We start from the raw sequence: 20,714 nt of genomic DNA on the forward strand, positions 1-20,714 counted from the left end.
CAGCCAATGCGATGGCGACCGAAGCCATGAAGCCGGCGACCGATGCTATGATGCCGACCGGCGCGATGAAGCCCGCGGATAAAATGAAGCCCGATGCGATGGCGTCCCAGGCGATGAAACCCGCCACGGATGCCATGAAGCCCGCGGATGCGATGAAGCCCGCGACGGATGCGATGAAGCCTGCCGACGCGATGGCGCCGGCGCAATAAGTCAGCGGCCCCGGTCTCTTGGCAACAATCGCCATCGGCCATAAGCCGCCGCACGGCAAAGTGAGAAACCAGCGGCGGCTTGCATCGTATATAATGGAACAACGAACAAGGAGATCCGATATGAACGGCATCGAAAAAAAGGCGGCGCGGCGCTCGCTGGCCCCGCTTGCAGCGCTGGTGCTGACGGCGGCCGCGGCCGTCTTCTGGCAGACGCCGGCGCGTTCGGCCGAGGACGCGGTGGTGATCCCGCCGCCGGTTTTGGATGAAAAGTCCGCCAGCGGCACGGAGAAAGCGATCTTCGCCGGCGGCTGCTTTTGGGGCGTGCAGGGCGTGTTCCAGCACGTCAAGGGCGTCAGCAAGGCCGTCTCCGGCTACGCCGGCGGCAGCGCCGAGAACGCCGTCTACGAGGTCGTCGGCACCGGCCGCACCGGCCATGCGGAATCGGTCGAGATCACCTACGATCCGTCGAAGGTCACCTATGGCCAGTTGCTGCAGGTCTATTTCTCGGTCGCGCACAATCCGACGCAGCTCAACTATCAGGGGCCGGACCAGGGCACGCAGTACCGCTCGACGATCTTTGCCGAGAACGACGAGCAGAAGAAGATCGCCGAGAGCTACATCGCCCAGCTCGACAAGGCCAAGGTGTTTTCGAAGCCGATCGTGACGACGCTGGAGACCGGCAAGACCTTTTATCCGGCCGAGGATTACCATCAGGATTTCCTGACGCTGAACCCGACCTACCCCTATATCGTCTACAACGACCTGCCGAAGATCGAGAATTTGAAAGCGCTGTTTCCCGCGCTCTACAGCGAGAAGCCGGTGCTGGTGCTGGCAAGTAGCAAGAGCTGAGGATGACCATCTTAGGCCTTCTCCCCGTCACTATACGGGGAGAAGGTGCCGGCAGGCGGATGAGGGGCGGCGCCGGCATTTGCAGGAACGGGCCGCCGCTTTGCTTGACAGGTTTGCGCTGCCCCTCATTGCCCTGCCGGGCATTTCTCCCCGTATGGTGACGGGGAGAAAGACGCCGTCACCAACGCCTCTCCTCAATCGTAGGTCAGATCCGTCGCCTTGCCGCCGAACACGCGATAGGCGTAGAACGAATAGAAAATAATGATCGGCAGCACGACGACGGTGCCGACCAGGATGAAGGCCAGGCTCTCCGGCGCCGAGGCAGCCTGCCAGATCGTCAGCCTGTCGGGCACGACATAGGGATAGAACGACCAGGCGAGCCCGGCGAAGCCGAGCGCGAAGATGGCGGCCAGGGTCAGGAAGGGCCGCAGCGCATGCCGGTCGTCGGGCTTGGGCAGATGAAACGTCTGCCGCCACAGCCACAGGAACAAGAGCGCCGATACGATCGGCAGCGGCGACAGATAGAGGATCTCCGGCCAGAGGAACCATCTGTCGAAGATGCGCGGGCTGGCGAAGGGCGTGGCCAAAGAGACCGCGACCATGCCGAGCGCCGTCAGCACCAGCGTGACGCGCAGCCAGCGCACCGCCTTTCCTTGCAGGTCGCCCTCGGTCTTGTAGATCAGCCAGGCCGAGCCCATGGCGGCGTAGGCCGCCGACAGGCAGAGCGCGACCAGCGCGCCGAAGGCCATGCCGCCAATGCCGACATCGAGGCCGAGCACATAGACGCCGAGCATATAGCCCTGCGCCAGCGAGGCCATGGTGGAGCCCAAAAAGAAGATCCGGTTCCAGCGGTGCTTCTTGCCGGCCGGCACCTTGGCGCGGAAATCGAAGGCAACGCCGCGCAGGATCAGGCCGACCAGCAGCAGGAACACCGGGATATAGAGCGCGGTGAGGATGGTGCCGTGCGCCATCGGGAACGCGACCAGCAAGAGGCCGACCGCCAGCACCAGCCAGGTCTCGTTGGCGTCCCAGAATGGGCCGATCGCGGCGATCATCGTGTCCTGCTCGGCATCTTCGGCGCCTGCGAACAGGATGCCGATGCCGAGATCGAAACCGTCGAGAATGACGTAGATCAGGATGGCGAGGCCCATCAGGCCGGCGAAGATCAGCGGAAGCGCGGTGGGCCAGTCGAAGGTCATCTTTCTTTCCTCCAACCGAGATTGGTCCGACAGACGGCCATACTGTTTGAAGCACCCGTGCCGGCGGTCAGGTGAGTGACAGCGCCGACCTCAGAAGAAAGGCCCGCATCGAACCGACCGTACCGCTTGTCTTGCTCCTGCATGTTCACTCTCCGGCGGCCGGCTGCGACATCGCGGCGTTCATGACGCCGGGCAACGGCGAGGTGTCGCCTTCCTTGGCCGCCTTCAGCGCGAGATGCACCAGCACGCCGAGATAGGCGATCAAGAGCAGCACATAGAGGATGAGATAGACGGCCAGGGTCAGCGCGACATGGCTGCCGGCGACCGGGCCGACGGCATCGGCTGTCTTCAATATCCCGGTGACCAGCCAGGGCTGGCGGCCGATCTCGGTCGTGTACCAGCCGGCCAGCGTCGCCAGCCAGCCGGAGAGCGCCATCGGCACCATGATCAGGGCCAGCGGCTTAGGCAGGTTGCGGCGACGCTTGAGGAAGAAGGCTGCCGACCAGGAGACGATGAGCATCAGGATGCCGGTGCCGACCATGACGCGGAAACCCCAGAACACCGGGAAGACCGGCGGGTGGTTGCCCGGATAGTCGTTGAGGCCGGGCACGACGCCGCTTGTGCTGTGGCGCAGGATGAGGCTGGCGCCGTCGGGAATGGCGAGCTCGAACCTGTTTTCCTTGGCCGCCTCGTCGGGCAGCGCGAACAGCACCAGCGGCACGTGGGCGCCGGTGTTCCAGTTCGCCTCCATGGCGGCGATTTTCTGCGGCTGGTGCTCGAGCGTGTTCAAGCCGTGCTGGTCGCCGGCAAAGATCTGGATCGGAATCAGGATGGCGGCGGCGAAGACGCCGGTGCGCAGCGCCTTCCACATCGATTCTGAGCGGTCGCCATAAAGGTAGCGCAGCGCCGAGCAGCCGGCGATCAGGAAGGAGACCGTGAGCCCGGAGGCGAGCAGCATGTGGACCAGCCGGTAGGGCATGGACGGATTGAAGATGACCGCCCACCAGTCGAGGGCATGCGCCTTGCCGTCGATCATCTCGAAGCCGGCCGGCGTCTGCATCCAGGAGTTCAGCGCGATGATCCAGAAGGCGGAAACCGTGGTGCCGCCCGCCACCAGCACGGTCGCCAGCGTGTGGATGCGGTTGGAGACGCGGCGGAAGCCGAACAGCATGATGCCGAGGAAGGCCGCCTCGAGAAAGAAGGCGGTCAGCACCTCATAGGCAAGCAGCGGGCCGGCGATGTTGCCGACCGTTTCCATATAGCCCGGCCAGTTGGTGCCGAACTGGAAGCTCATGGTGACGCCCGAAACCACGCCCATGGCGAAGGACAGCGCGAACACCTTCACCCAGGTGAAATACGCGCGCATCCAGGCCGAGTCGCCGGTCGCGTTGTAGCGGAGCTTGAAGAAGAGAAGCACCCAGCCAAGTGCAATGGTGATCGCCGGAAACAGAATATGGAACGAGATATTCGCGCCGAACTGGATGCGCGACAGGATGAGCGGGTCCATGCTGGGCTCCGGCTGCAATTCAGGCTTGAAGGATAGGCTTCGAACACGCATCGGTCAAAGCGGCGCGGCGTCACGCGAGGCGCGTTGTCGCAGCGCCGGGCGGTCATGGACACACGCATCGCGTGACAGCTTGCCGGCGCCGTGGGAGGCCGCGAGCGGCGGCGACTGTCGAGAACTGTCAGGAGCACGGTCGATTGCCGATTTGCATAAAACGACATCCGACCTATATCAGGTCACGTTTTCCAGCCGGCCATATTTCAGCATGTCACCCATCATCTCCATCTCCGGCGTCACGAAAACCTATGCCACCGGTTTCAAGGCGCTGAAGGAAATCAACCTCGACATCGAGCGCGGCGAGATCTTCGCCCTGCTCGGGCCGAACGGCGCCGGCAAGACGACGCTGATCTCGATCGTCTGCGGCATCGTCAACCGCTCGTCGGGCAGCGTCACCGTCGATGGTCATGATATCGGCAGGGACTACCGCGCGGCGCGCAGCCTGATCGGGCTGGTGCCGCAGGAGCTCACCATAGACGCCTTCGAGACGGTCTGGGCGACGGTGAACTACAGCCGCGGCCTGTTCGGCAAGGCGCCCGACAAGGCTTTCGTCGAGAAGGTGCTGCGCGATCTCTCGCTTTGGGACAAGAAGGACGCCAAGGCCATTACGCTTTCGGGTGGCATGAAGCGCCGGCTGATGATTGCCAAGGCGCTGTCGCACGAACCGCGCGTGCTGTTTCTCGACGAGCCGACGGCGGGCGTCGACGTCGAGCTGCGCCAGGACATGTGGGCGATGGTCAGGCGGCTGCGCGAGGACGGCGTCACCATCATTCTGACGACGCATTACATCGAGGAGGCCGAAGCCATGGCCGACCGCGTCGGCGTCATCAACCGCGGCGAGATCATCCTGGTCGAAGGCAAGGCCGAGTTGATGCGCAAGCTCGGCCGCAAGCAGATGACGCTGGAGCTGCGCGCGCCGCTCGACGCGTTGCCCGAGGGCCTGTCGCGCTATGCGCTGGAGCTGTCGGCGGACGGCAACGAACTCACCTACACCTATGACAGCCAGAGCGACCGGCCGGGCGTCGCCTCGCTGATCCGCGATCTCGAGGCCGCAGGCATTCAGTTTCACGACCTCGACACCAAGAACAGCACGCTCGAAGAGATCTTCGTCAATCTGCTGAGGCAAGAGCCATGAACCGCCACGCGGCCATGAACCTTCGTGCAGTGTGGGCGATCTACCGGATGGAGATGGCGCGTGCGTTCCGCACGGTGCTGCAGAGCATCGTCTCGCCGGTGATCTCGACATCGCTCTATTTCGTCGTCTTCGGCTCGGCGATCGGCTCGCGCATCACCGAGATCGACGGCATCAGCTACGGCGCTTTCATCGTGCCGGGGCTGATGATGCTTTCGCTTTTGACGCAGTCGATCTCGAACGCGTCGTTCGCGATCTATTTCCCGAAATTCGTCGGCTCGATCTACGAGCTCTTGTCGGCGCCGGTCTCCTATCTCGAGATCATCATCGCCTATGTCGGGGGCGCGGCGACCAAATCGATCATGCTCGGGCTGATCATCTTGGCGACCGCGGCGCTGTTCGTGCCGCTCAGGATCGAGCACCCGTTCTGGATGATCGCCTTCCTGGTGCTGACGGCGGTGACCTTCAGCCTGTTCGGCTTCATCATCGGCATCTGGGCCAAGACCTTCGAGCAGCTGCAGCTGGTGCCGCTGCTGATCGTCACGCCGCTCACCTTCCTTGGCGGCAGCTTCTACTCGATCCATATGCTGCCCGGCATCTGGAAGACGATCACGCTGTTCAACCCGGTCGTCTACCTGATCAGCGGGTTCCGCTGGAGTTTCTACGGCAAAGCGGACGTCTCGGTCGGCGTCAGCCTCGGCATGACGCTGGTGTTCCTGGCCGCCTGCATCGCAATCGTGGCGTGGATTTTCAGGACCGGGTATCGGCTGAGGAATTGACGAACAGGGCTTGCTTCAAATCGCCTTGATCAGCCGCAGCAGTCCAAGCATCTCCATCAGCGTTCCCTTGCGGAAGGCAATGTAGGTCGGCTCCTCCAGCCCGTGGAAGCGGCGCTTGAAGGCGGCCTGGCCCTGCAGGTTGAAGCGCGAGCGGTTGACCCAGGGCGACTCGTAGGCGCGCCGGAAGGTGCTGCGCCAGAAGCTCGATTCGGCAAAGCCGCTCGGCTCGACGTCGAGCAGCGGCGACAGGCCAAGCGTGACCACCGAAACGCCCTCCTCGCGAAAGCGATCGACGGCGAATTTGGTCAGGCCGATCTCGGCATGCGGCGTGGCGTCGACCTGCTTGCGCTTGAAGGCGGTGGTATAGCCGATGACCTCGCCATTGCTGAACAGCGGATCGAAATCGAGGATGGCGACGAGCTCACCCTGCGGGCCGTGAAGGACGAAGCGGCGCATGTCGGCGCCGAGATGGTCGGCGAAAGGGCGGTTGAGGAAGCCCATCTCCCAGCGTTTGACGATGCGCTCGCCGCGCCAATTCTCGGACAGCCGGGAAACCTCGTCGAGCAGCATGTTGGCCCTGTCCTCGGCGAAGGTGAAGCCCTTCTTCGCCAGCCAGCGCTCCGAATAGCGCACGGTCTCGTTGCGCTTGCCGGAGAAATCATGCGCCGGCAGCTGCAGCCTTGTGTCGACGCCCAGCCGATTGATCTGATAGCCGAACCCGGCCAGCACCTTTGCCGTGGCGGCGCTTATCTGAACGAACCAGGGGCCGCCGGCGGCCTCGACGAAGCGCTTGATGTAGCCCGGCCGGTCCGGCGGATCGACGACCGGATCGCCCAGCGCGAAATGGTGCTTCATCTTGGTGCCGAATGCGATGTAGCCATCGCCTTCGCTGAAGTAGGACAGCTTCTGCTGCACGGCGGTGGAATAGGCGAGCGAGAAGTCGCCATGGCGCCGCACCAGCTCCAGGCGCTCGAGATGCGTCAGCTCGCGCCGCGGCACCTTGGGCGCCGCGCCGTCAAGAAACCTGTCGATATGGATGCGCAGGGATGGCATCAAGCGTCCGCATGCCGATGAAGAAAGACCCGGAGCCCACGGGCCTCGAATCAGTCGCCTTGGCGCGACGGATCGGTCATGTCGCGCCAGCGCCATATAGGATGCTATCGGCGGCGAATGAAGAGGGAATGTCTACCGGCCAAAGCCGGCGCTCCGGCTGCATCGTGAAACCATATTGCCAATTTCCATGCAAGATTATATATCATGTTATCCTTTTCGTTCCGGCAGTTCGACGATGGAAGATGTTCTGAGGTCCCTCGGCTTTCTCTGCCTCGGCAGCAGGCTGAAGCGCATTGGCGAGCAGTTGCAGGCCGACACGCAGCGCGTGCTCGATCGCCTGGATGTGCGGATCCAGTCGAGTCAGTATCCGCTGCTCGCCGCGCTCGACAGGCTGGGGCCGCTGCCGGTCGGCGAACTGGCGCAGTCGCTCGGCATCGCGCAGCCGGGCGTGACGCGGGCCGTGTCGCTGCTCACCGAGCTCGGCCTGGTCGAGGTCGCACAATCGGATGACGACCAGCGGCGCCGGATCGTTTCCCTCTCCGCGGACGGCCAGCGGCTGGTCGATGCCGCGAAGCACGACGTCTGGCCGCGCATCGAGGGCGCGGTCGCGGAATTGTGCGCGGACCTCTCCGGGCCGCTGCTTGGCCAGCTCGCCGCCATCGAGGATCGATTGGCCGCGACCCCGCTCGACCGCCGGGCGGACAAGGCCAAGGCAGTCGCGCCCAAGGCCGTCGCACAATGAAACATGTTCTCGACCGTCCGATCTGGAGCGCGTTGGCGACGCGCCACCAGGCCTTTGCGGAAGGCGATACCCTCGCCCGGCGGTACCGGCCTTCGATCGTTCCCTTCGCCGCCACAGCCGCGGACGATGCGGAAAGCCTACAATCTCTGGGCAAGCTGCTCCCGCCGCTTGAAAGCGCCATCCTGGTTCAGACGGACCCGATCGCTCTGCCTTCGGAACTTGCCGCGGTTTCGACCGCGTCCCTGGTGCAGATGGTTGCCGAGCAGCGGCTTGAGGCGGTCTCCGACGAGCGCGTACAGCGACTGACGCCGGACGATGCGGCCGAGATGCTCGCTCTGGCATCGCTCACCAAGCCCGGCCCGTTCACGCTCGAAGCCTTGAGCCTCGGCGAGTTCTGGGGCGTGAAGATAGACGGCAGGCTCGCGGCGATGGCCGGCGAGCGCATGAAGCAGCCCGGCTACTCCGAGCTCAGCGGCGTGTGCACGCATCCGGATTTCCGCGGCGGCGGCCTTGCCAGGCTGCTGTCGCTGTTCGTGGCGAACCGGATCATGGCGCGGGGCGAGGTTCCATACCTGCACGCCTATGACAGCAATGCTCCGGCCATCGGCCTCTACGAGGCTATCGGCTTCCGGTTGAGAACCACCCTGAACATGGCCGTGGTCCGAGGCGTGGAGTAATCGCAAGGTGAGGAGGGTCGCGGATCACCGCAACCCTTCCCCTGCTTAAGCGAGTCGCCAATCAGACCGCGATCTTGCCGCCGCCCTGCTTGGTGATGGCAACGACCGCCGGACGCACCGGCATGTCCGGCTTGAAGTCCGGCCACCGGGTCGATGGATCCTCGTAATAGGAGGGGCGGCCAAAAGCTTCCCAGTCCTCGCCGCCATCGCCCGGATGCTGGACGGCGACGAAGGCGGTCTGGTCGTCCGGCGCGAATAGCGGGCCGCACATCTCGGCGCCGATCGGCACGCGGAAGAACAGCTTTGAGGTCGCCCGCGCCGCGCCCTCGGTGTCGACCGCCCACAGGCCGTCGGTACGGCCGGTGGCCTTCGGGCCCTGACCGTCGGTCGCGACCCACAGGCGGCCGGCCGAGTCGACGGCACAATTGTCCGGCATGCCGAACCAGCCATTGGCGGTGGTGGCAGTCGAGAAGGTGGCGCCGACATCGGCCACCGAAGGATCGCCGCACTTCAGCAGCACGTCCCACTTGCCCTTGGTGGCGGCGCAGTCGCCGCCGTCCTCGACGATCTCGATGATGTGGCCGAAGGCGTTCGCCGCGCGCGGATTGGCGGCGTCGACCTGGTCGGCCTTGCGCTTAAAATTGTTGGTCAGCATGACATAGACCTTGCCGTTGCCGGCATTGGGCTGAATGTCTTCCGGCCGATCCATCTTGGTGGCGCCGAGCAGGTCGGCGGCGCGACGCGTCTCGATCAGAACGTCGGCCTGGCTGGCGAAACCGTTTTCCGCCGTCAGCGGACCTTCGCCGAACACGATCGGCATCCATTCGACCGAGCCGTCCTCGGCGAATTTGGCAACATGCAGCGTGCCCTCGTCGAGCAGGTTCATGTTGGCGGCGCGGTCGTTCGGATTGAACGTACCTTTGGTGACGAATTTGTAGACATAGTCGAAGCGTTCGTCGTCGCCGAGATAGAAGGCGACGCGGCCATCCTTGGTGACGATCGATTCGGCGCCCTCATGCTTGAAGCGACCCATGGCGGTTCGCTTCCTCGGCACCGAATTCGGGTCGTTGACGTCGACCTCGACGACCCAGCCGAAGCGGTTGGGCTCGTTCGGTTCCTTCGCGAGGTTGAAGCGATCGTAATGCGCGCCCCATTCATAGGCGCCCTCCGGAATGCCGAGGCGCTTGTAGTTGGCGGCCTCCTTGTGGCCTTCCGGCAACTCGCCCGAGAAATAGCCGTGGATGTTCTCCTCGGCCATCACATAGGTGCCCCAGGGCGTGACGCCGCCGGCACAGTTGTTGAGGGTGCCGAAGACCTTGGTGCCAGACGGGTCGGCATTGGTCTTGACGCGATCATGGCCGGCTACCGGACCGGACAGCGCCATTTCGGTGGTGGACATGATGCGGCGGTTGAGCTTGCCGTCACGCACCACCTGCCATTTGCCGCCCTCCTTGCGGATCTCGACGATGCTGCCGCCGTGCGCCGCCATTTCGACATCGACCTGCTCCTTGCTGAGCGGCGCCACCTCGGCGGCCTTCTTGCCGTCCTTGTCGACGATCTTGACGATGCCGGGGAACATCAGATGCGGGTTGGTGTATTCGTGGTTGACGACCAGCAGGCCATGCTCGTCCGAGCCCTCGATCGGGATATAACCGATATAGTCGTTGTTGTAGCCGAACTGTCTTGCCTGGGCTCCGGCCGTTTGTTTTGCCGGGTCGAATTCCGGCGAATCGGTAAAGAGCGGGTCGCCCCAGCGCAAGAGCACGTCGGCATCGTAGCCCGGCGCGACGTGGTGCTTGTCGTCGATGCCGGCCTCGAGCTCGTCGAATTTGAAGGCCGAGACCTCGGCGGCGCGCGCCTCGTCTGCCGCGACGAGCGCCAGCGGGCTCACGGTGGCGGCGATGGCCGAGACAGCCAGCGAACCCCTGAGGAAGTCGCGGCGCGAGAAGCGCGCGGCGATGATCTCGCCCATCGTGCGGTTGTCGGTAGGATTGACGGGCGGGCCGTCATTCTCCTCAAGCTGGCTGGTACGGAAGCGAATCTCAGGTTGGGTCATGGGCTGTCCTCTGGCTCTTGAGGTGGCTGGAACGTGTAACCGGTCGATCCCTATAGGCGCCCGATCACATTTTCGTGACATCAGCCCCATTGAGCAATGCCAATTTGCCGGCTGATGACTGTTCGCCCACGCATTGGCGCCACACGAGGCCCACAACACACGGCGAGCAGGCTCCCGAGCGCGCTCGGCGCAAGGACGCCAACCATGGCTGCGGGGCTTGCCTTGCGAGATTCCGCCTTCGATCCCGTCGCACCGTAGCTTGCCCGACGCCATCAGCTTGACGGCTTCGCGCGCTTCGGAAACAAAAGCGGCGAGCGGCGCGGCGAAGGCCGCTTCGGGAGGGATGAACGTGAGTCTCTGGGGACTGGCGCAGCTTGGCGTTTCGACTGTGATTTTCCTGCTGGCCGCGATGGCGGCCAAACAATGGGGATTGGCGCCGAGTCTCGGCAAGATCGTGCTGACGCTGGCGCTCTATTCCGCCGGCAATCTGATCATGCTCAGGCTGATCCGCGAATTCGGCATGTCGGTGTCGTTCAGCCTGTCGGCAGTGATCCAGCTGGTCTCAGTCAATATCGTGGCGCTGGTCTTCTTTGGAGAGCGCCTCAACACTTTCCAAGCGACAGGCGTCGTGCTGGCGATCGCGGCCGTCGCGCTGATCACGCTCGGACCCTATATGCAGCGGCTGTAATTGGAGCAGGCCCGGCATGAAATCGACCGCCAAGGCGCTGCTCAACAGAATAGAATTCCCGGTGCTTGCGGCCGGGCTGGCCATCGCCTGCGGGCTATGGGGCCTGGTGGAACTCATGGGCGTGGCGCGCGCCATGACTCCGCATGCGTTGGACACGGAAATCCTGCTCGCCTTCCGCCATGCCGGGCAGCCGGACAGCCCGATCGGTCCGCTTTGGCTGCAAGGCGCGGTGCGCGATATCACCGCGCTCGGCAGCACCAGCGTGCTGGTGCTGATCACGACTGCGGTGATCGTCTATTTTCTGCTGATGCGCCGACCGGCGACCGCACTGTTCGTGTTCGTTTCGGTGGCGGGCGGTCAGGCGGCGTCCAGCCTGCTCAAGTTCGAGGTCGACCGGCCCCGCCCCGATCTCGTCTCGCATCTCGTCAACGAGACCTCGCTCTCCTTTCCGAGCGGCCATGCGATGCTGTCGGCGGTGACCTATCTCACGCTGGGCTCGCTCGCCGCGCGTTTCCTACCGAACCGCAGGACGAAGATCTTCGTGCTCGGCCTCGCCGTGCTCACCACGGTGCTGGTCGGAACCAGCCGCGTCTATCTCGGCGTGCATTGGCCGTCCGACGTGCTTGCCGGCTGGTGCGCCGGCTTTGCCTGGGCCATGTTGTGCTGGCTTGCAGCGCGCCTGCTGCAGCGGCGCAAAGTGGTGGCGGACAGCGAATGAGTACTCATGTTTCAACTGTTTGTTATGATGCTTGAAACATCATGATCTTTGGATTATCCATTGATACTGCAGACTCAGACAGGGGTTCTGGCCGATGATCACTGCCGCGCAGATGCGCGCCGCGAGGGCGTTGGCCGGTATCGACCAGAAAACGCTCGCCGAGCGCGCCGGGGTTTCGCTTCCGACCATCCAACGCATGGAAGCGAGTGAAGGTGTCGTCAGAGGCGTGGTCGATACGCTGATGAAGGTCATCCAGGGACTCGACGAGGCCGGGGTGGAGCTGATCGGCGAGAACCAGGCCAGCGAGCGCGGCGGCAGGGGCGTGCGTCTCAAGCCTGCCACGCCGCAGAACTCCCAAGGCTGAGCCGCACAAGAAAGTCGCGACGGCGACCGCCGACAGCCCTGCCGACGATCCCGGCGCCCTTACGGAGCGGAAGGCAGTCCATGGATCAGGTCCGGCGGTCAATCCACCCCCAGGCGCGGCCGTCCTTTGCCGAGCTGTTCACGCCCAAGCTGGTCACGGTGCTGCGCGAAGGCTACACGCTGGCGCATTTCAGGGCTGACGCCGTCGCGGGGTTGACGGTGGCCATCGTGGCGCTGCCGTTGTGCATGGCGATCGCCATCGCGTCCGGCGTGACGCCGGAGCGAGGCCTCTACACCTCGATCGTTGGCGGCTTCATCATCTCCGCGCTTGGCGGCAGCCGCTTCCAGGTCGGCGGTCCGGCCGGCGCCTTCATCGTGCTGGTAGCGGCGACGGTGGCGCGCGTCGGCGTCGACGGGCTGCTGCTCGCAACGATGATGGCGGGCGTCTTCCTGCTCGCCATCGGCTACCTCAGGCTTGGCACCTACATCAAGTTCATTCCCTATCCCGTGACCGTCGGCTTTACCGCCGGGATCGCGGTCATCATCTTCTCCGGGCAGATCGTCGAACTGCTCGGGCTGAAACTCGGCGGCAAGGAGCCCGGGCCGCTGGTGCCGAAGCTGACCGTGATCGGCGAGGCGATCGGCACGATCAGTCCGGCCGCGACCTTCGTGGCGATGCTGACTGTCCTAACCATTGTCTTTTTGCGGCGCTGGCAGCCGAGATGGCCCGCGATGCTGATCGCCATCGGCGTCGCCTCGCTGGTCGTGGCGCTGTTCGCCCTGCCTGCGGAAACGATCGGCACGAGGTATGGCGGCATCCCGCGGAACCTGCAATGGCCAGCCCTGCCGCCGGTCAGCTTGGAGAGGATGATCCACGTGCTGCCGGACGCGATCGCCTTCGCGCTGCTCGGAGCGATCGAGTCGCTGCTCTCGGCCGTGGTCGCAGACGGCATGAGCGGAAGGCGGCACCGCTCCAATTGCGAACTGGTGGCGCAAGGCTTCGCCAACATCGCGTCAGCCTTGTTCGGCGGCATATGTGCCACCGGCACGATCGCTCGCACGGCCACCAACGTGAGGGCCGGCGCGCATGGCCCCGTCTCCGGCATGCTGCATTCGGCGATCCTGCTTGTCCTGATGATGGCGGCGGCGCCCTTGGCCAGCTACATCCCGCTCGCCGCATTGGCCGGCGTACTCGCCGTCGTGTGCTGGAACATGTTCGAGAAGCAGGCTTTCCTCACGCTGCTCAGAGCCTCGCGTGGCGACGCGCTGGTGCTGATGGCGACGTTCCTGATCGTCATCTTCCGCGATCTGACGGAAGGCATCGTCGTCGGCTTCGCGCTCGGGTCGATCCTGTTCATCGATCGCATGGCCAAGTCCATCGCCGTCGAGGCCGATCTGCCGCTGGTGCCGGAGGACGTCGCCGATCGCGCCGCCACTTATGATTCAAGCCAGGCGGCCGACGCCGATACCGTCATCTATCGAATCTCCGGGGCCTTCTTCTTCGGTGCCGCCTCGACCGTCGGCGCCGTGCTCGACCGCATCGCAGACCAGCGCAAGAATTTCATCCTCGATTGCTCGGCGGTGCCGTTCCTCGACTCGACGGCGGCAAACGTCCTCGAGGGCGCCGCGCACAAGGCCGGAAGCGCCGGCGTGCGCTTCATCATCGCGGGTGCCGCGCCGCAGACAAGGCGCATGCTGATCAACCACGGCCTCAAGCGGCCGCTGGTCACCTATGCCGCCTCGATTCGCGACGCGCGGGCGCAGCTGAAAGCACAATCGCAGTCCGCGTAGAGCGACATGTTCTCTCAAACTGCCGCTTCGATCGGCTCGGCAAGTTTCGGGTTGGCGCGCGCCGCGATCAGGCAGCCGGCGACGATCAGGCAAGCCCCGGTCAGCGTGGTCCAGGCCACCTCCTCGCCGAAGAAGAACCAGCCGAGCGCGATCGCCCAGATGAAGGCCGAGTATTCCGTCGGGATGAGATATTGCGCTTCGGCGCGGGCGTAGGCCCAACTCATCAGGAATTGGCCGGCAAGCGACAGCATCGCCACCCCGACCAGGTGAAGCCACAGGTCACTCGGCAGCGCGACGGCGAGCCACGGCGCGGCGAGACCAAGGATGACCGCGATGCAGAGGTTCTGGAACAGCATGATCTCGACCGGCTTGGCCAACAGCGCCTGCCGCCGCGCGAGGATCAGATTGTAGCCATAGAACACAGTCGATACGAGCACCGCGGCCGTGCCCAGGAGCGCATCCTGCGAGTGGCCGGCCTGCCCGAACTGGCCGGCCAGAATGATCGCGACGCCGGCGATGCCGGCCAGCGACGCCCACACCGCCTGGCGCCGGATTCTCTCGCCCAGCAACAAGGCTGCGAGAAAAAGCGCAAACAGGGGCGCGACAAAGCTGAGCCCGATCGCCTCGGCGAGCGGCAATCTGGCGAGACCCCAAAAGAACGAAACCAGGACGATGCCGACGACCGCGGCGCGCAGCGCATGCAGCCCCAGCACCGGAAGAGCCGGCTTCGAGCGCGGCCCCGCCGACCAGGCGGCGCCCGCGATCAAGGTCGAGACCAGGCTGCGCCACAGCACGGTGTTGTACACACCGACCGCGATGACCAGGGACTTCATCGCCGCGTCCATCCCGGACAAAAGGAAGATCGCCAGTGCGCATACGAGCACCGGGATCATTGGCGACACGGCGGCGCCGGTCAGGCTGGATGTCTTCACGGCTTGGCCCATGTGACGGTTGCTGCCGGATATCCCGGAGCGAGCGGCTGAACCAGATGGCAGCCCCGTCGATATGGCGGTCCAGCCCCGATCGACCTCGTTCCCGCCGCAATCGTCCTCAGTCGAGCTTCAGCGCCGCGACCGCGCCTTCGTTCATCAGCGGAACATAGATGGTCGAGTTGCCGTCGGTGCCGATATCGGCGCTGCCCGGCTTGAAAGTGGCGATCGCTTCCGGCGCGCCGCCGCCCTTGTAGCGATAGAGCGTGCCGGTCATGTAGGCGGTGGCATAGATCGTGTCGCCGATGGCGATGACGCCGTCGAGGTCGGCAAAGTTTTGCGCGCCCGGCAGCGGCGTCACCTTCTTGCTGGCGAGGTCGACGGCCAGCAGGCCGCCCGGCGCCGCCGTGCTGAAATCGGGCTTGATGCCCCTGCCCCAGGACGCGACGATCAGCCGGTCGCCATCGGCGAAGACGCCATTGGGCGAGGCGAGCAGCGCATCCTTGATGAACAGCTCCGGTTTGTCGCCGTCGATACGGTAGATCGTGTCGGCGAGCATATCCGTGACATAGACCTTGCCCGAGGCATCGGCGGTCATATCGTTGAGGAAGACGGCGCCGGGCACATCGATGGTAGAGACCAGCTTGCCGCTGGCGAGGTCGACGACGCGCACCTTGGTGATGTCGGCGGCGTAGAGCTTGCCGCCGGCAATCGCCATGCCCTTGGGCGCGTCCATGCCGTCCACCCAATGGCGGCTGATGACCTTGCCGTCCAGCGACAGCAGCGACAAATAGCCGTTGCCATCAGCTTCGCCCGGATTGCCGACGATGTTGGAGACGACGATGCGCTTGTTGGCGGCATCGACCAGCGCCGATTCCGGCTGCTCGAAGCCGCCGGCGCGCCAGATCTCGCCGGCCTCGGCGGTGGCAGCCGTTGCGATGCCGGCGATGGCGAGAAAGGTCGAAGCGATGAGGTTTTTCATGATGCTCTCCTGTGTTGACGGCCAAGAGCTAGGTTTTTCGATACTTTTCCGGAAGCCAGTTCGAGCGTAGTATCGAGGAGCGATACGAATTCGCGCAAACGAGGTGCATTCCATGAACGGGCCGATCTTCGAGGCGCTGAAACGGACATTGAAGGCCAAGGGCCTGACCTACCAGGCGCTGGCCGAGCGCATGGGCGTTTCCGAGCCGACAGTGAAGCGCATCTTCCATGAGCGCAACTGCAAGCTCGATCGGCTGATACAAATCTGCGCCGCTGCGGACGTGGAACTGGAGAATGTGCTGGGCTCGATGAACCGGGGACCGGGACCGGCCAACCACGTCGCGCCGGAGATCGAGCGGAAGCTCGCCGCGCGGCCGGCGCTGCTCTTCGTCTTCATCATGCTGTCCGAAAAATTCACGCCAGAAGGCATCATGCGCTCACAGGGTCTCAGCGAAGCATCTATGTTCCTCTACCTGCGCGACCTGGAAGAGCTTGGGCTGGTGGCGCTCGGGCGCGGCCTGTCGGCAAGATTGCTGGTCGAGACACCGATCCAGTGGGATTTCGAGGGGCCGCTGCGGCCGCATTTCGAGACGACCAACAAGAATTTTGTCGGCTGGGCGATAACCCATCTGGAACGCGAAGCGACCTTCGTCAGCTTCTCGCGGCGCATGCGGCCGGAAACGGCGGAGATGGTGCGGCGCGAGGCGGAGGAGCTGGCGGAGCGCGCCAGGCTGCTTGCCCATCACGACCAGCACACCACGCCGGAAGAGCAGCTCATCGGCTACAAATGGACCTTCGCCTTCGGCGCGACGCCGTTTCCGGCGATCATGCCGATCGGACCGCATCCGCGCGATGCCGGCGCTCGGACGGATGCCGGGGCGAAAGCAAGGCGGCCGCTGCCGGCGTAGGCGTCAGGCCGCGACCCGGCCGGCTTCCTCATGCGGCGGCGCGAGGTCGTCGCGAGCCTTGCGCGCGAGCTTTCTGGCCGAGCGCTTGGGGCTGTCGCCGAACAATTCGGCGGCATCGGCAAGACAGGCCTTGCTGAGGCTTTTTTCCGCACGCTTCAGCAGCTTGCGCAGAAGCTTGGTGTCTTCGGGCGGACCGAGCGGCTCGCCAGCGGCGACGAGCAGCGCGCGCATGACGAAGACGTCATGCAGCTCGCCCAGCCGTTCGCCAAGCTTGTCAACCGCCTTGCGGCGCGCCTTGATCGGCGCCGGCCACAGGCGGCCGAGCAGCGACAGATGCATCGAATGCGTCTTGCACGCCTTGCGCAGGTCGTGAAAGTCATCGGCCTCGCCGCGCGAGCTCGCCTTATCCAGCGCCTTTTTCGCCCGCCGCAAGGCGGCGCGGGCGCCTTCGGCCAGTATGTCGGCCGCCTGCTCGGGCTGATCGGGGAGCGACAGCCTGTCGATACGCTCCAGACCTTCCCGGCAGGCAGCGACCGCGGCGTTTATGGCAGCGTCGAGACCGGGGCCGGCATGGAGCTCGTGCTGGCGCAGCACCAGCCGCTCGCGGACGGGACCGAGCTCACCGGCCGCGGTTTCATCCGGAAAAGCGGAGCCCAGACGGTCGATGGTCTCGATGAGAGCGGTCGCCTCGCGCGGGCCGGCAAGCAGCGCCGACACCTGCTTGTAGCATTCGTTCTCGGTCTGGCAGAACGGTTCGTCTCCGGAACGAACCAGGCGCAACAAGGCGCGCACGCCCTTAAGCCGCTTACGGCACTTGTGCAGTCCCTGCTCCGGCTTGTCGCGCGCCGTCTCGAGTTGGCCAAGCGCCTTGCCGATCTCGTCAGCCAATATGCGCCTGACCTCGCCGGTCAGCGGCAAGCGCGGATCGATGCGAAAGCTCATGCGGCTATCTCCGGAATCCCGCCGAGGGCCAGCGACGCGTTGTAAAACCTCGACTCACCGGTGACCTCGCGGCCGAGCCAGTCGGGCAGCATTTCGTCAGGCACGTCCTCCGGCGTCTCCAACTCCGCGACCACCAGCCCCGAGAGCACTCCGCCGAACACATCGACTTCATAGAGAAAGCCGCGGTGCCTAACATGGTGACGTGTCTTCTCGATGACACGCCCGATCGCGAAGGCCATCAATTCCTCGGCCTCGGCGAGCGGGATCGGATATTCGAATTCGTCGCGCTCGCGCGCCTTGTTGCCGAACTTCAGCGTCAGCGCGGCGGAGCCTCCGTCGCTGATGCGTACGCGAACCGTGCGTCCAGGCTGCGCGGCGACGTAGAACTGACGAATGCGGATATGCGCCTCGACCAGGCTGCGCCAGGCGGGATCAGCGACCAGGAACTTGCGCTCGACTTCCTTGCCCATGGCCGCGCACTAAAGCCCGCCCGCAGGAAGATGGCAAGCCGCGTTGGAATTCAATTTGACTTTAATCAATCGATTGATTAAATTGGTGCAATGAGCAAACAAACGAACGCCAAAGGGCCGCAACGCGAAGCCTCTCCCGCCGATCAAACGCGCGCGGCGCTGGTGCAGGCCGCGCTGAAGCTGTTCGGCCGGCAGGGCTTCGACGGCACCTCGACGCGCGAGATCGCGGCCGAGGCCAAGGCCAATATCGGCTCGATCGCCTATCATTTCGGCGGCAAGGAGGGGCTGCGCGCCGCCGCCGCCGACTTCATCGTCGAGACCATCCAGGGGATCGCCGGCCAGGCGCTCGGCGCACCCCAGCCGGCGGCCCCTTCGAGCCCGGAAGCCGCCCGGGCGCAGCTCTTTGCCGCGCTGGCGCGGATGGTCGGCTTTGTCGTGGCAAGTCCCCAGGCCGGCGAGATCGTACAATTCGTACTGCGCGAGCTCTCGCACCCGACGGCGGCGCTCGACCGCATTTATGCCGGCGTGTTCGAACCGACGCATCGCCGGCTGTGCCAGATCTGGGAGCAGGCGACCGGCGAACCGGCCGAGAGCGAGGCCACCAGGCTCACCGTGTTCACCATCATCGGGCAGGTCATCTATTTCCGCATCGGACGCGAGGCGGTGATGCGCAGGATGGGCTGGCGCGAGATCGGCGACAAGGAGGCCGCCAAGGTCGTGGCGGTCGCGACCGACAACCTCAGGGCAATGCTGGCGGCGCGCGACGCAGCCGCCGGCAGGAAGGTCAAATCATGAGCTTACTCTGTTCGCTGCCGCTCGCGGCCCAGCTGTTCGGCGCCTGCGCGCCGGCCGCCCCGCTTGCCGTCGGCTATGTCGAAGGCGAATATGTGCTGCTGGCGCCGATCGAAGTCGCGCAGGTCGAGACCGTGACGGTCAAGCGCGGCGATCGTGTCGAGTCGGGCGCGCCGGTGGTGACGCTGGAAAGCGCCGATGCCAAGATCGCCGTGGCGCAAGCCCAGGCCGCGCTCGCCCAAGCGCAGGCGCAGCTTGCCGACCTCAAGGTGGGCAAGCGGCCGGAAGAGATCGCCGTGCTCAAGGCGCAGGTGGACATGGCGAAGGCGCAGGCTGCCGACGCCAAACGCAAATATGACCGCGCCAGCGATCTCTACAAGCGCGGCACCGGCACCCAGGCCGATTACGACACGGCCTCGGCTTCGCTGGAGACCGCCAACGCGCAGGTCGGCCAGGCGGAGGCGAACCTTGCCGTCGGCGGCCTGCCGGCGCGGGCCGAAACGATCAGAGCTGCCGAGAACCAGGTCAAGCAGGCGCAATCGGAATTGGGGCAGGCCGAGTGGCGCCTGTCCAAGCGCGTGCTGGCGGCGCCTTCGCCCGGCCGCATCGACGACGTGATCCGCAATCCCGGCGATACGGCCGGACCGACCGCGCCGGTGATCTCGATGCTGCCCGACGGCGCGGTAAAACTCAGCGTCTATGTGCCGGAGACGGCCTTCTCCTCGGTCAAGGTCGGCACCCTGCTCAGCGTCCGTTGCGACGGCTGCGGGCCGGATTTGAAGGCACGCGTCAGCTATGTGTCGCCCGATCCCGAGTTCACCCCGCCGGTGATCTACTCGCTCGAGAACCGGCAGAAGCTGGTCTATCTCGTCGAGGCGCGGCCGGAGGGCGATGCCCATCCGCTGCAGCCCGGCCAGATCGTCGATGTCGACCTGGCGGATATTGACAGATGAACGTCATCGACGTCCGTGGGTTGGTCAAGCGCTTCGGCGACAAGACCGTCGTCGACCATGTCACGATGGCGGTCGCCGAGGGCGAGATCGTCGGTTTCCTCGGGCCGAACGGCTCGGGCAAGACGACGACCATCCGCATCATGTGCGGGCTTTTGACGCCGGATGCGGGCGAGGGCACGGTGCTCGGCTTCGACATCCTTACCGACGCGCTCAAGATCAAACGCGAAGTCGGGTACATGACGCAGAAATTCTCGTTCTACGAGGATCTGACGATCGGCGAGAATCTCGAATTCGTGGCGCGGCTCTACCAGCTGAAGCCGGTCAAGGAGTATGTCTCGCAAACGCTGCAGGAACTCGGCCTGACGACGCGCCGCAACCAGCTCGCCGGCACGCTTTCCGGCGGCTGGAAGCAGCGGCTGGCACTCGCTGCCTGCATCATGCACAAGCCGAAGCTGCTGCTGCTCGACGAGCCGACGGCTGGCGTCGACCCGAAGGCACGGCGCGAGTTCTGGGACGAGATCCACCGCCTGGCCAGCGGCGGGCTCACCGTGCTGGTCTCCACCCATTACATGGACGAGGCCGAGCGCTGCCACCGCATCAGCTACATCTCCTACGGCAAGATGCTGGCCACCGGCACCGTGGACGAGGTGGTGAGGAATGCCGGCCTTACCACCTTCGTGCTGCAGGGACCGCGGCTCGACCGCGTGGCCGAGGCGCTGCAGGGGCGTCCGGGCGTCGACCAGGTGGCGCCGTTCGGCGCCACGCTGCATGTCGTCGGCTCCGACAAGGCAGCCCTCGAAAAGGCGCTCGCCGATGTCGAGAAGGAGCACAAAGGGGTGACGGTGGCGCCGGGCGAGACCAGCCTGGAAGATGTCTTCATCCAGTTCATGTCCGGCTCGAAGGACAACATGGCATGAGAGAT

The 20,714-nt window shown here is 64.9% G+C and carries 21 protein-coding genes and 1 pseudogene; 14 read left to right on the plus strand and 8 right to left on the minus strand.

Annotated elements, in window-relative coordinates; translation table 11 throughout:
• Together EOA49_RS33380 and msrA are read left to right on the plus strand one after the other, a co-directional pair.
• Positions 1-209, plus strand: a pseudogene (locus EOA49_RS33380) (hypothetical protein); the annotation flags it as partial.
• Between the two features lie 120 nt (positions 210-329).
• Positions 330-1,058, plus strand: coding sequence for a peptide-methionine (S)-S-oxide reductase MsrA (gene msrA, locus EOA49_RS07915; protein WP_127213839.1), 729 nt, complete (start codon positions 330-332; stop codon positions 1,056-1,058).
• Between the two features lie 194 nt (positions 1,059-1,252).
• Here the strand turns inward: msrA and EOA49_RS07920 are convergent, their stop codons facing one another.
• Together EOA49_RS07920 and EOA49_RS07925 are read right to left on the minus strand one after the other, a co-directional pair.
• Positions 1,253-2,257, minus strand: coding sequence for a cytochrome d ubiquinol oxidase subunit II (locus tag EOA49_RS07920; RefSeq protein ID WP_127240351.1), 1,005 nt, complete (start codon positions 2,255-2,257; stop codon positions 1,253-1,255).
• A 145-nt stretch (positions 2,258-2,402) separates the two neighbouring features.
• Positions 2,403-3,764: a cytochrome ubiquinol oxidase subunit I gene (locus EOA49_RS07925; RefSeq protein ID WP_067323393.1), complete on the minus strand. Its 1,362-nt coding sequence runs from the start codon at positions 3,762-3,764 to the stop codon at positions 2,403-2,405.
• A gap of 262 nt (positions 3,765-4,026) precedes the next feature.
• On the opposite strand from EOA49_RS07925, the gene EOA49_RS07930 reads away from it, so the two are divergent.
• Positions 4,027-4,953, plus strand: a complete 927-nt coding sequence (locus EOA49_RS07930) for an ABC transporter ATP-binding protein (RefSeq protein WP_127240348.1) — start codon at positions 4,027-4,029, stop codon at positions 4,951-4,953.
• Between the two features lie 14 nt (positions 4,954-4,967).
• On the plus strand, positions 4,968-5,729 hold the full coding sequence (locus tag EOA49_RS07935) for an ABC transporter permease (protein WP_067003307.1): 762 nt from the start codon (positions 4,968-4,970) through the stop codon (positions 5,727-5,729).
• A gap of 15 nt (positions 5,730-5,744) precedes the next feature.
• Here the strand turns inward: EOA49_RS07935 and EOA49_RS07940 are convergent, their stop codons facing one another.
• On the minus strand, positions 5,745-6,782 hold the full coding sequence (locus EOA49_RS07940; protein ID WP_095825061.1) for a phosphatidylglycerol lysyltransferase domain-containing protein: 1,038 nt from the start codon (positions 6,780-6,782) through the stop codon (positions 5,745-5,747).
• Positions 6,783-7,017: 235 nt separating this feature from the next.
• Here EOA49_RS07940 and EOA49_RS07945 point away from each other — a divergent pair, with 235 nt between their 5' ends.
• Both EOA49_RS07945 and EOA49_RS07950 read left to right on the plus strand, forming a co-directional pair.
• Positions 7,018-7,524, plus strand: a complete 507-nt coding sequence (locus EOA49_RS07945) for a MarR family transcriptional regulator (protein WP_095825062.1) — start codon at positions 7,018-7,020, stop codon at positions 7,522-7,524.
• Positions 7,521-8,201, plus strand: a complete 681-nt coding sequence (locus EOA49_RS07950; protein WP_127240346.1) for a GNAT family N-acetyltransferase — start codon at positions 7,521-7,523, stop codon at positions 8,199-8,201. Before EOA49_RS07945 ends, EOA49_RS07950 begins: the two co-directional genes overlap by 4 nt.
• A 61-nt stretch (positions 8,202-8,262) precedes the next feature.
• On the opposite strand, the gene EOA49_RS07955 is transcribed toward EOA49_RS07950, so the two are convergent.
• Positions 8,263-10,257, minus strand: coding sequence for a PhoX family phosphatase (locus EOA49_RS07955; protein ID WP_127243112.1), 1,995 nt, complete (start codon positions 10,255-10,257; stop codon positions 8,263-8,265).
• 349 nt (positions 10,258-10,606) lie between these two features.
• Between EOA49_RS07955 and EOA49_RS07960 the strand changes: the two genes are divergently transcribed.
• The 4 genes from EOA49_RS07960 (at position 10,607) to EOA49_RS07975 (ending at position 13,817) form a co-directional block, all read left to right on the plus strand.
• On the plus strand, positions 10,607-10,945 hold the full coding sequence (locus EOA49_RS07960) for a hypothetical protein (protein ID WP_067324604.1): 339 nt from the start codon (positions 10,607-10,609) through the stop codon (positions 10,943-10,945).
• Between the two features lie 16 nt (positions 10,946-10,961).
• Entirely contained in the window at positions 10,962-11,663 is a 702-nt protein-coding gene (locus EOA49_RS07965) for a phosphatase PAP2 family protein (protein WP_127240168.1), read from the plus strand.
• A gap of 94 nt (positions 11,664-11,757) precedes the next feature.
• The gene (locus EOA49_RS07970) at positions 11,758-12,027 is read left to right on the plus strand and encodes a helix-turn-helix transcriptional regulator (RefSeq protein ID WP_067323416.1); all 270 of its coding nucleotides are present in this window, start codon (positions 11,758-11,760) and stop codon (positions 12,025-12,027) included.
• Positions 12,028-12,107: 80 nt separating this feature from the next.
• Positions 12,108-13,817: a SulP family inorganic anion transporter gene (locus EOA49_RS07975; protein WP_127240169.1), complete on the plus strand. Its 1,710-nt coding sequence runs from the start codon at positions 12,108-12,110 to the stop codon at positions 13,815-13,817.
• Positions 13,818-13,831: 14 nt separating this feature from the next.
• On the opposite strand, the gene EOA49_RS07980 is transcribed toward EOA49_RS07975, so the two are convergent.
• Complete coding sequence (locus EOA49_RS07980; protein WP_067323422.1) at positions 13,832-14,761, minus strand: DMT family transporter; 930 nt, start codon at positions 14,759-14,761, stop codon at positions 13,832-13,834.
• Positions 14,762-14,867: 106 nt separating this feature from the next.
• Positions 14,868-15,728: an ATP/GTP-binding protein gene (locus EOA49_RS07985; protein ID WP_067323425.1), complete on the minus strand. Its 861-nt coding sequence runs from the start codon at positions 15,726-15,728 to the stop codon at positions 14,868-14,870.
• A 112-nt stretch (positions 15,729-15,840) separates the two neighbouring features.
• On the opposite strand from EOA49_RS07985, the gene EOA49_RS07990 reads away from it, so the two are divergent.
• On the plus strand, positions 15,841-16,635 hold the full coding sequence (locus EOA49_RS07990; RefSeq protein WP_067323428.1) for a helix-turn-helix transcriptional regulator: 795 nt from the start codon (positions 15,841-15,843) through the stop codon (positions 16,633-16,635).
• Between the two features lie 3 nt (positions 16,636-16,638).
• On the opposite strand, the gene EOA49_RS07995 is transcribed toward EOA49_RS07990, so the two are convergent.
• The gene (locus tag EOA49_RS07995) at positions 16,639-17,577 is read right to left on the minus strand and encodes a CHAD domain-containing protein (protein WP_127240170.1); all 939 of its coding nucleotides are present in this window, start codon (positions 17,575-17,577) and stop codon (positions 16,639-16,641) included.
• Positions 17,574-18,047, minus strand: coding sequence for a CYTH domain-containing protein (locus tag EOA49_RS08000; protein WP_095799515.1), 474 nt, complete (start codon positions 18,045-18,047; stop codon positions 17,574-17,576). Before EOA49_RS08000 ends, EOA49_RS07995 begins: the two co-directional genes overlap by 4 nt.
• A gap of 90 nt (positions 18,048-18,137) precedes the next feature.
• Here EOA49_RS08000 and EOA49_RS08005 point away from each other — a divergent pair, with 90 nt between their 5' ends.
• The 3 genes from EOA49_RS08005 to EOA49_RS08015 are packed head-to-tail and all read left to right on the plus strand — an operon-like array spanning position 18,138 to position 20,709.
• A complete protein-coding gene (locus tag EOA49_RS08005; RefSeq protein WP_067323437.1) occupies positions 18,138-18,842 on the plus strand; it encodes a DUF1956 domain-containing protein in 705 nt (234 codons plus the stop codon).
• The gene (locus EOA49_RS08010) at positions 18,839-19,792 is read left to right on the plus strand and encodes an HlyD family efflux transporter periplasmic adaptor subunit (protein WP_095799517.1); all 954 of its coding nucleotides are present in this window, start codon (positions 18,839-18,841) and stop codon (positions 19,790-19,792) included. Before EOA49_RS08005 ends, EOA49_RS08010 begins: the two co-directional genes overlap by 4 nt.
• Entirely contained in the window at positions 19,789-20,709 is a 921-nt protein-coding gene (locus tag EOA49_RS08015) for an ABC transporter ATP-binding protein (protein ID WP_127240171.1), read from the plus strand. Before EOA49_RS08010 ends, EOA49_RS08015 begins: the two co-directional genes overlap by 4 nt.
• The last annotated feature ends 5 nt before the right edge of the window (positions 20,710-20,714 follow it).

Source organism: Mesorhizobium sp. M1A.F.Ca.IN.020.04.1.1 (genome assembly GCF_003997315.1).
In the GTDB taxonomy this organism is placed as follows: domain Bacteria; phylum Pseudomonadota; class Alphaproteobacteria; order Rhizobiales; family Rhizobiaceae; genus Mesorhizobium.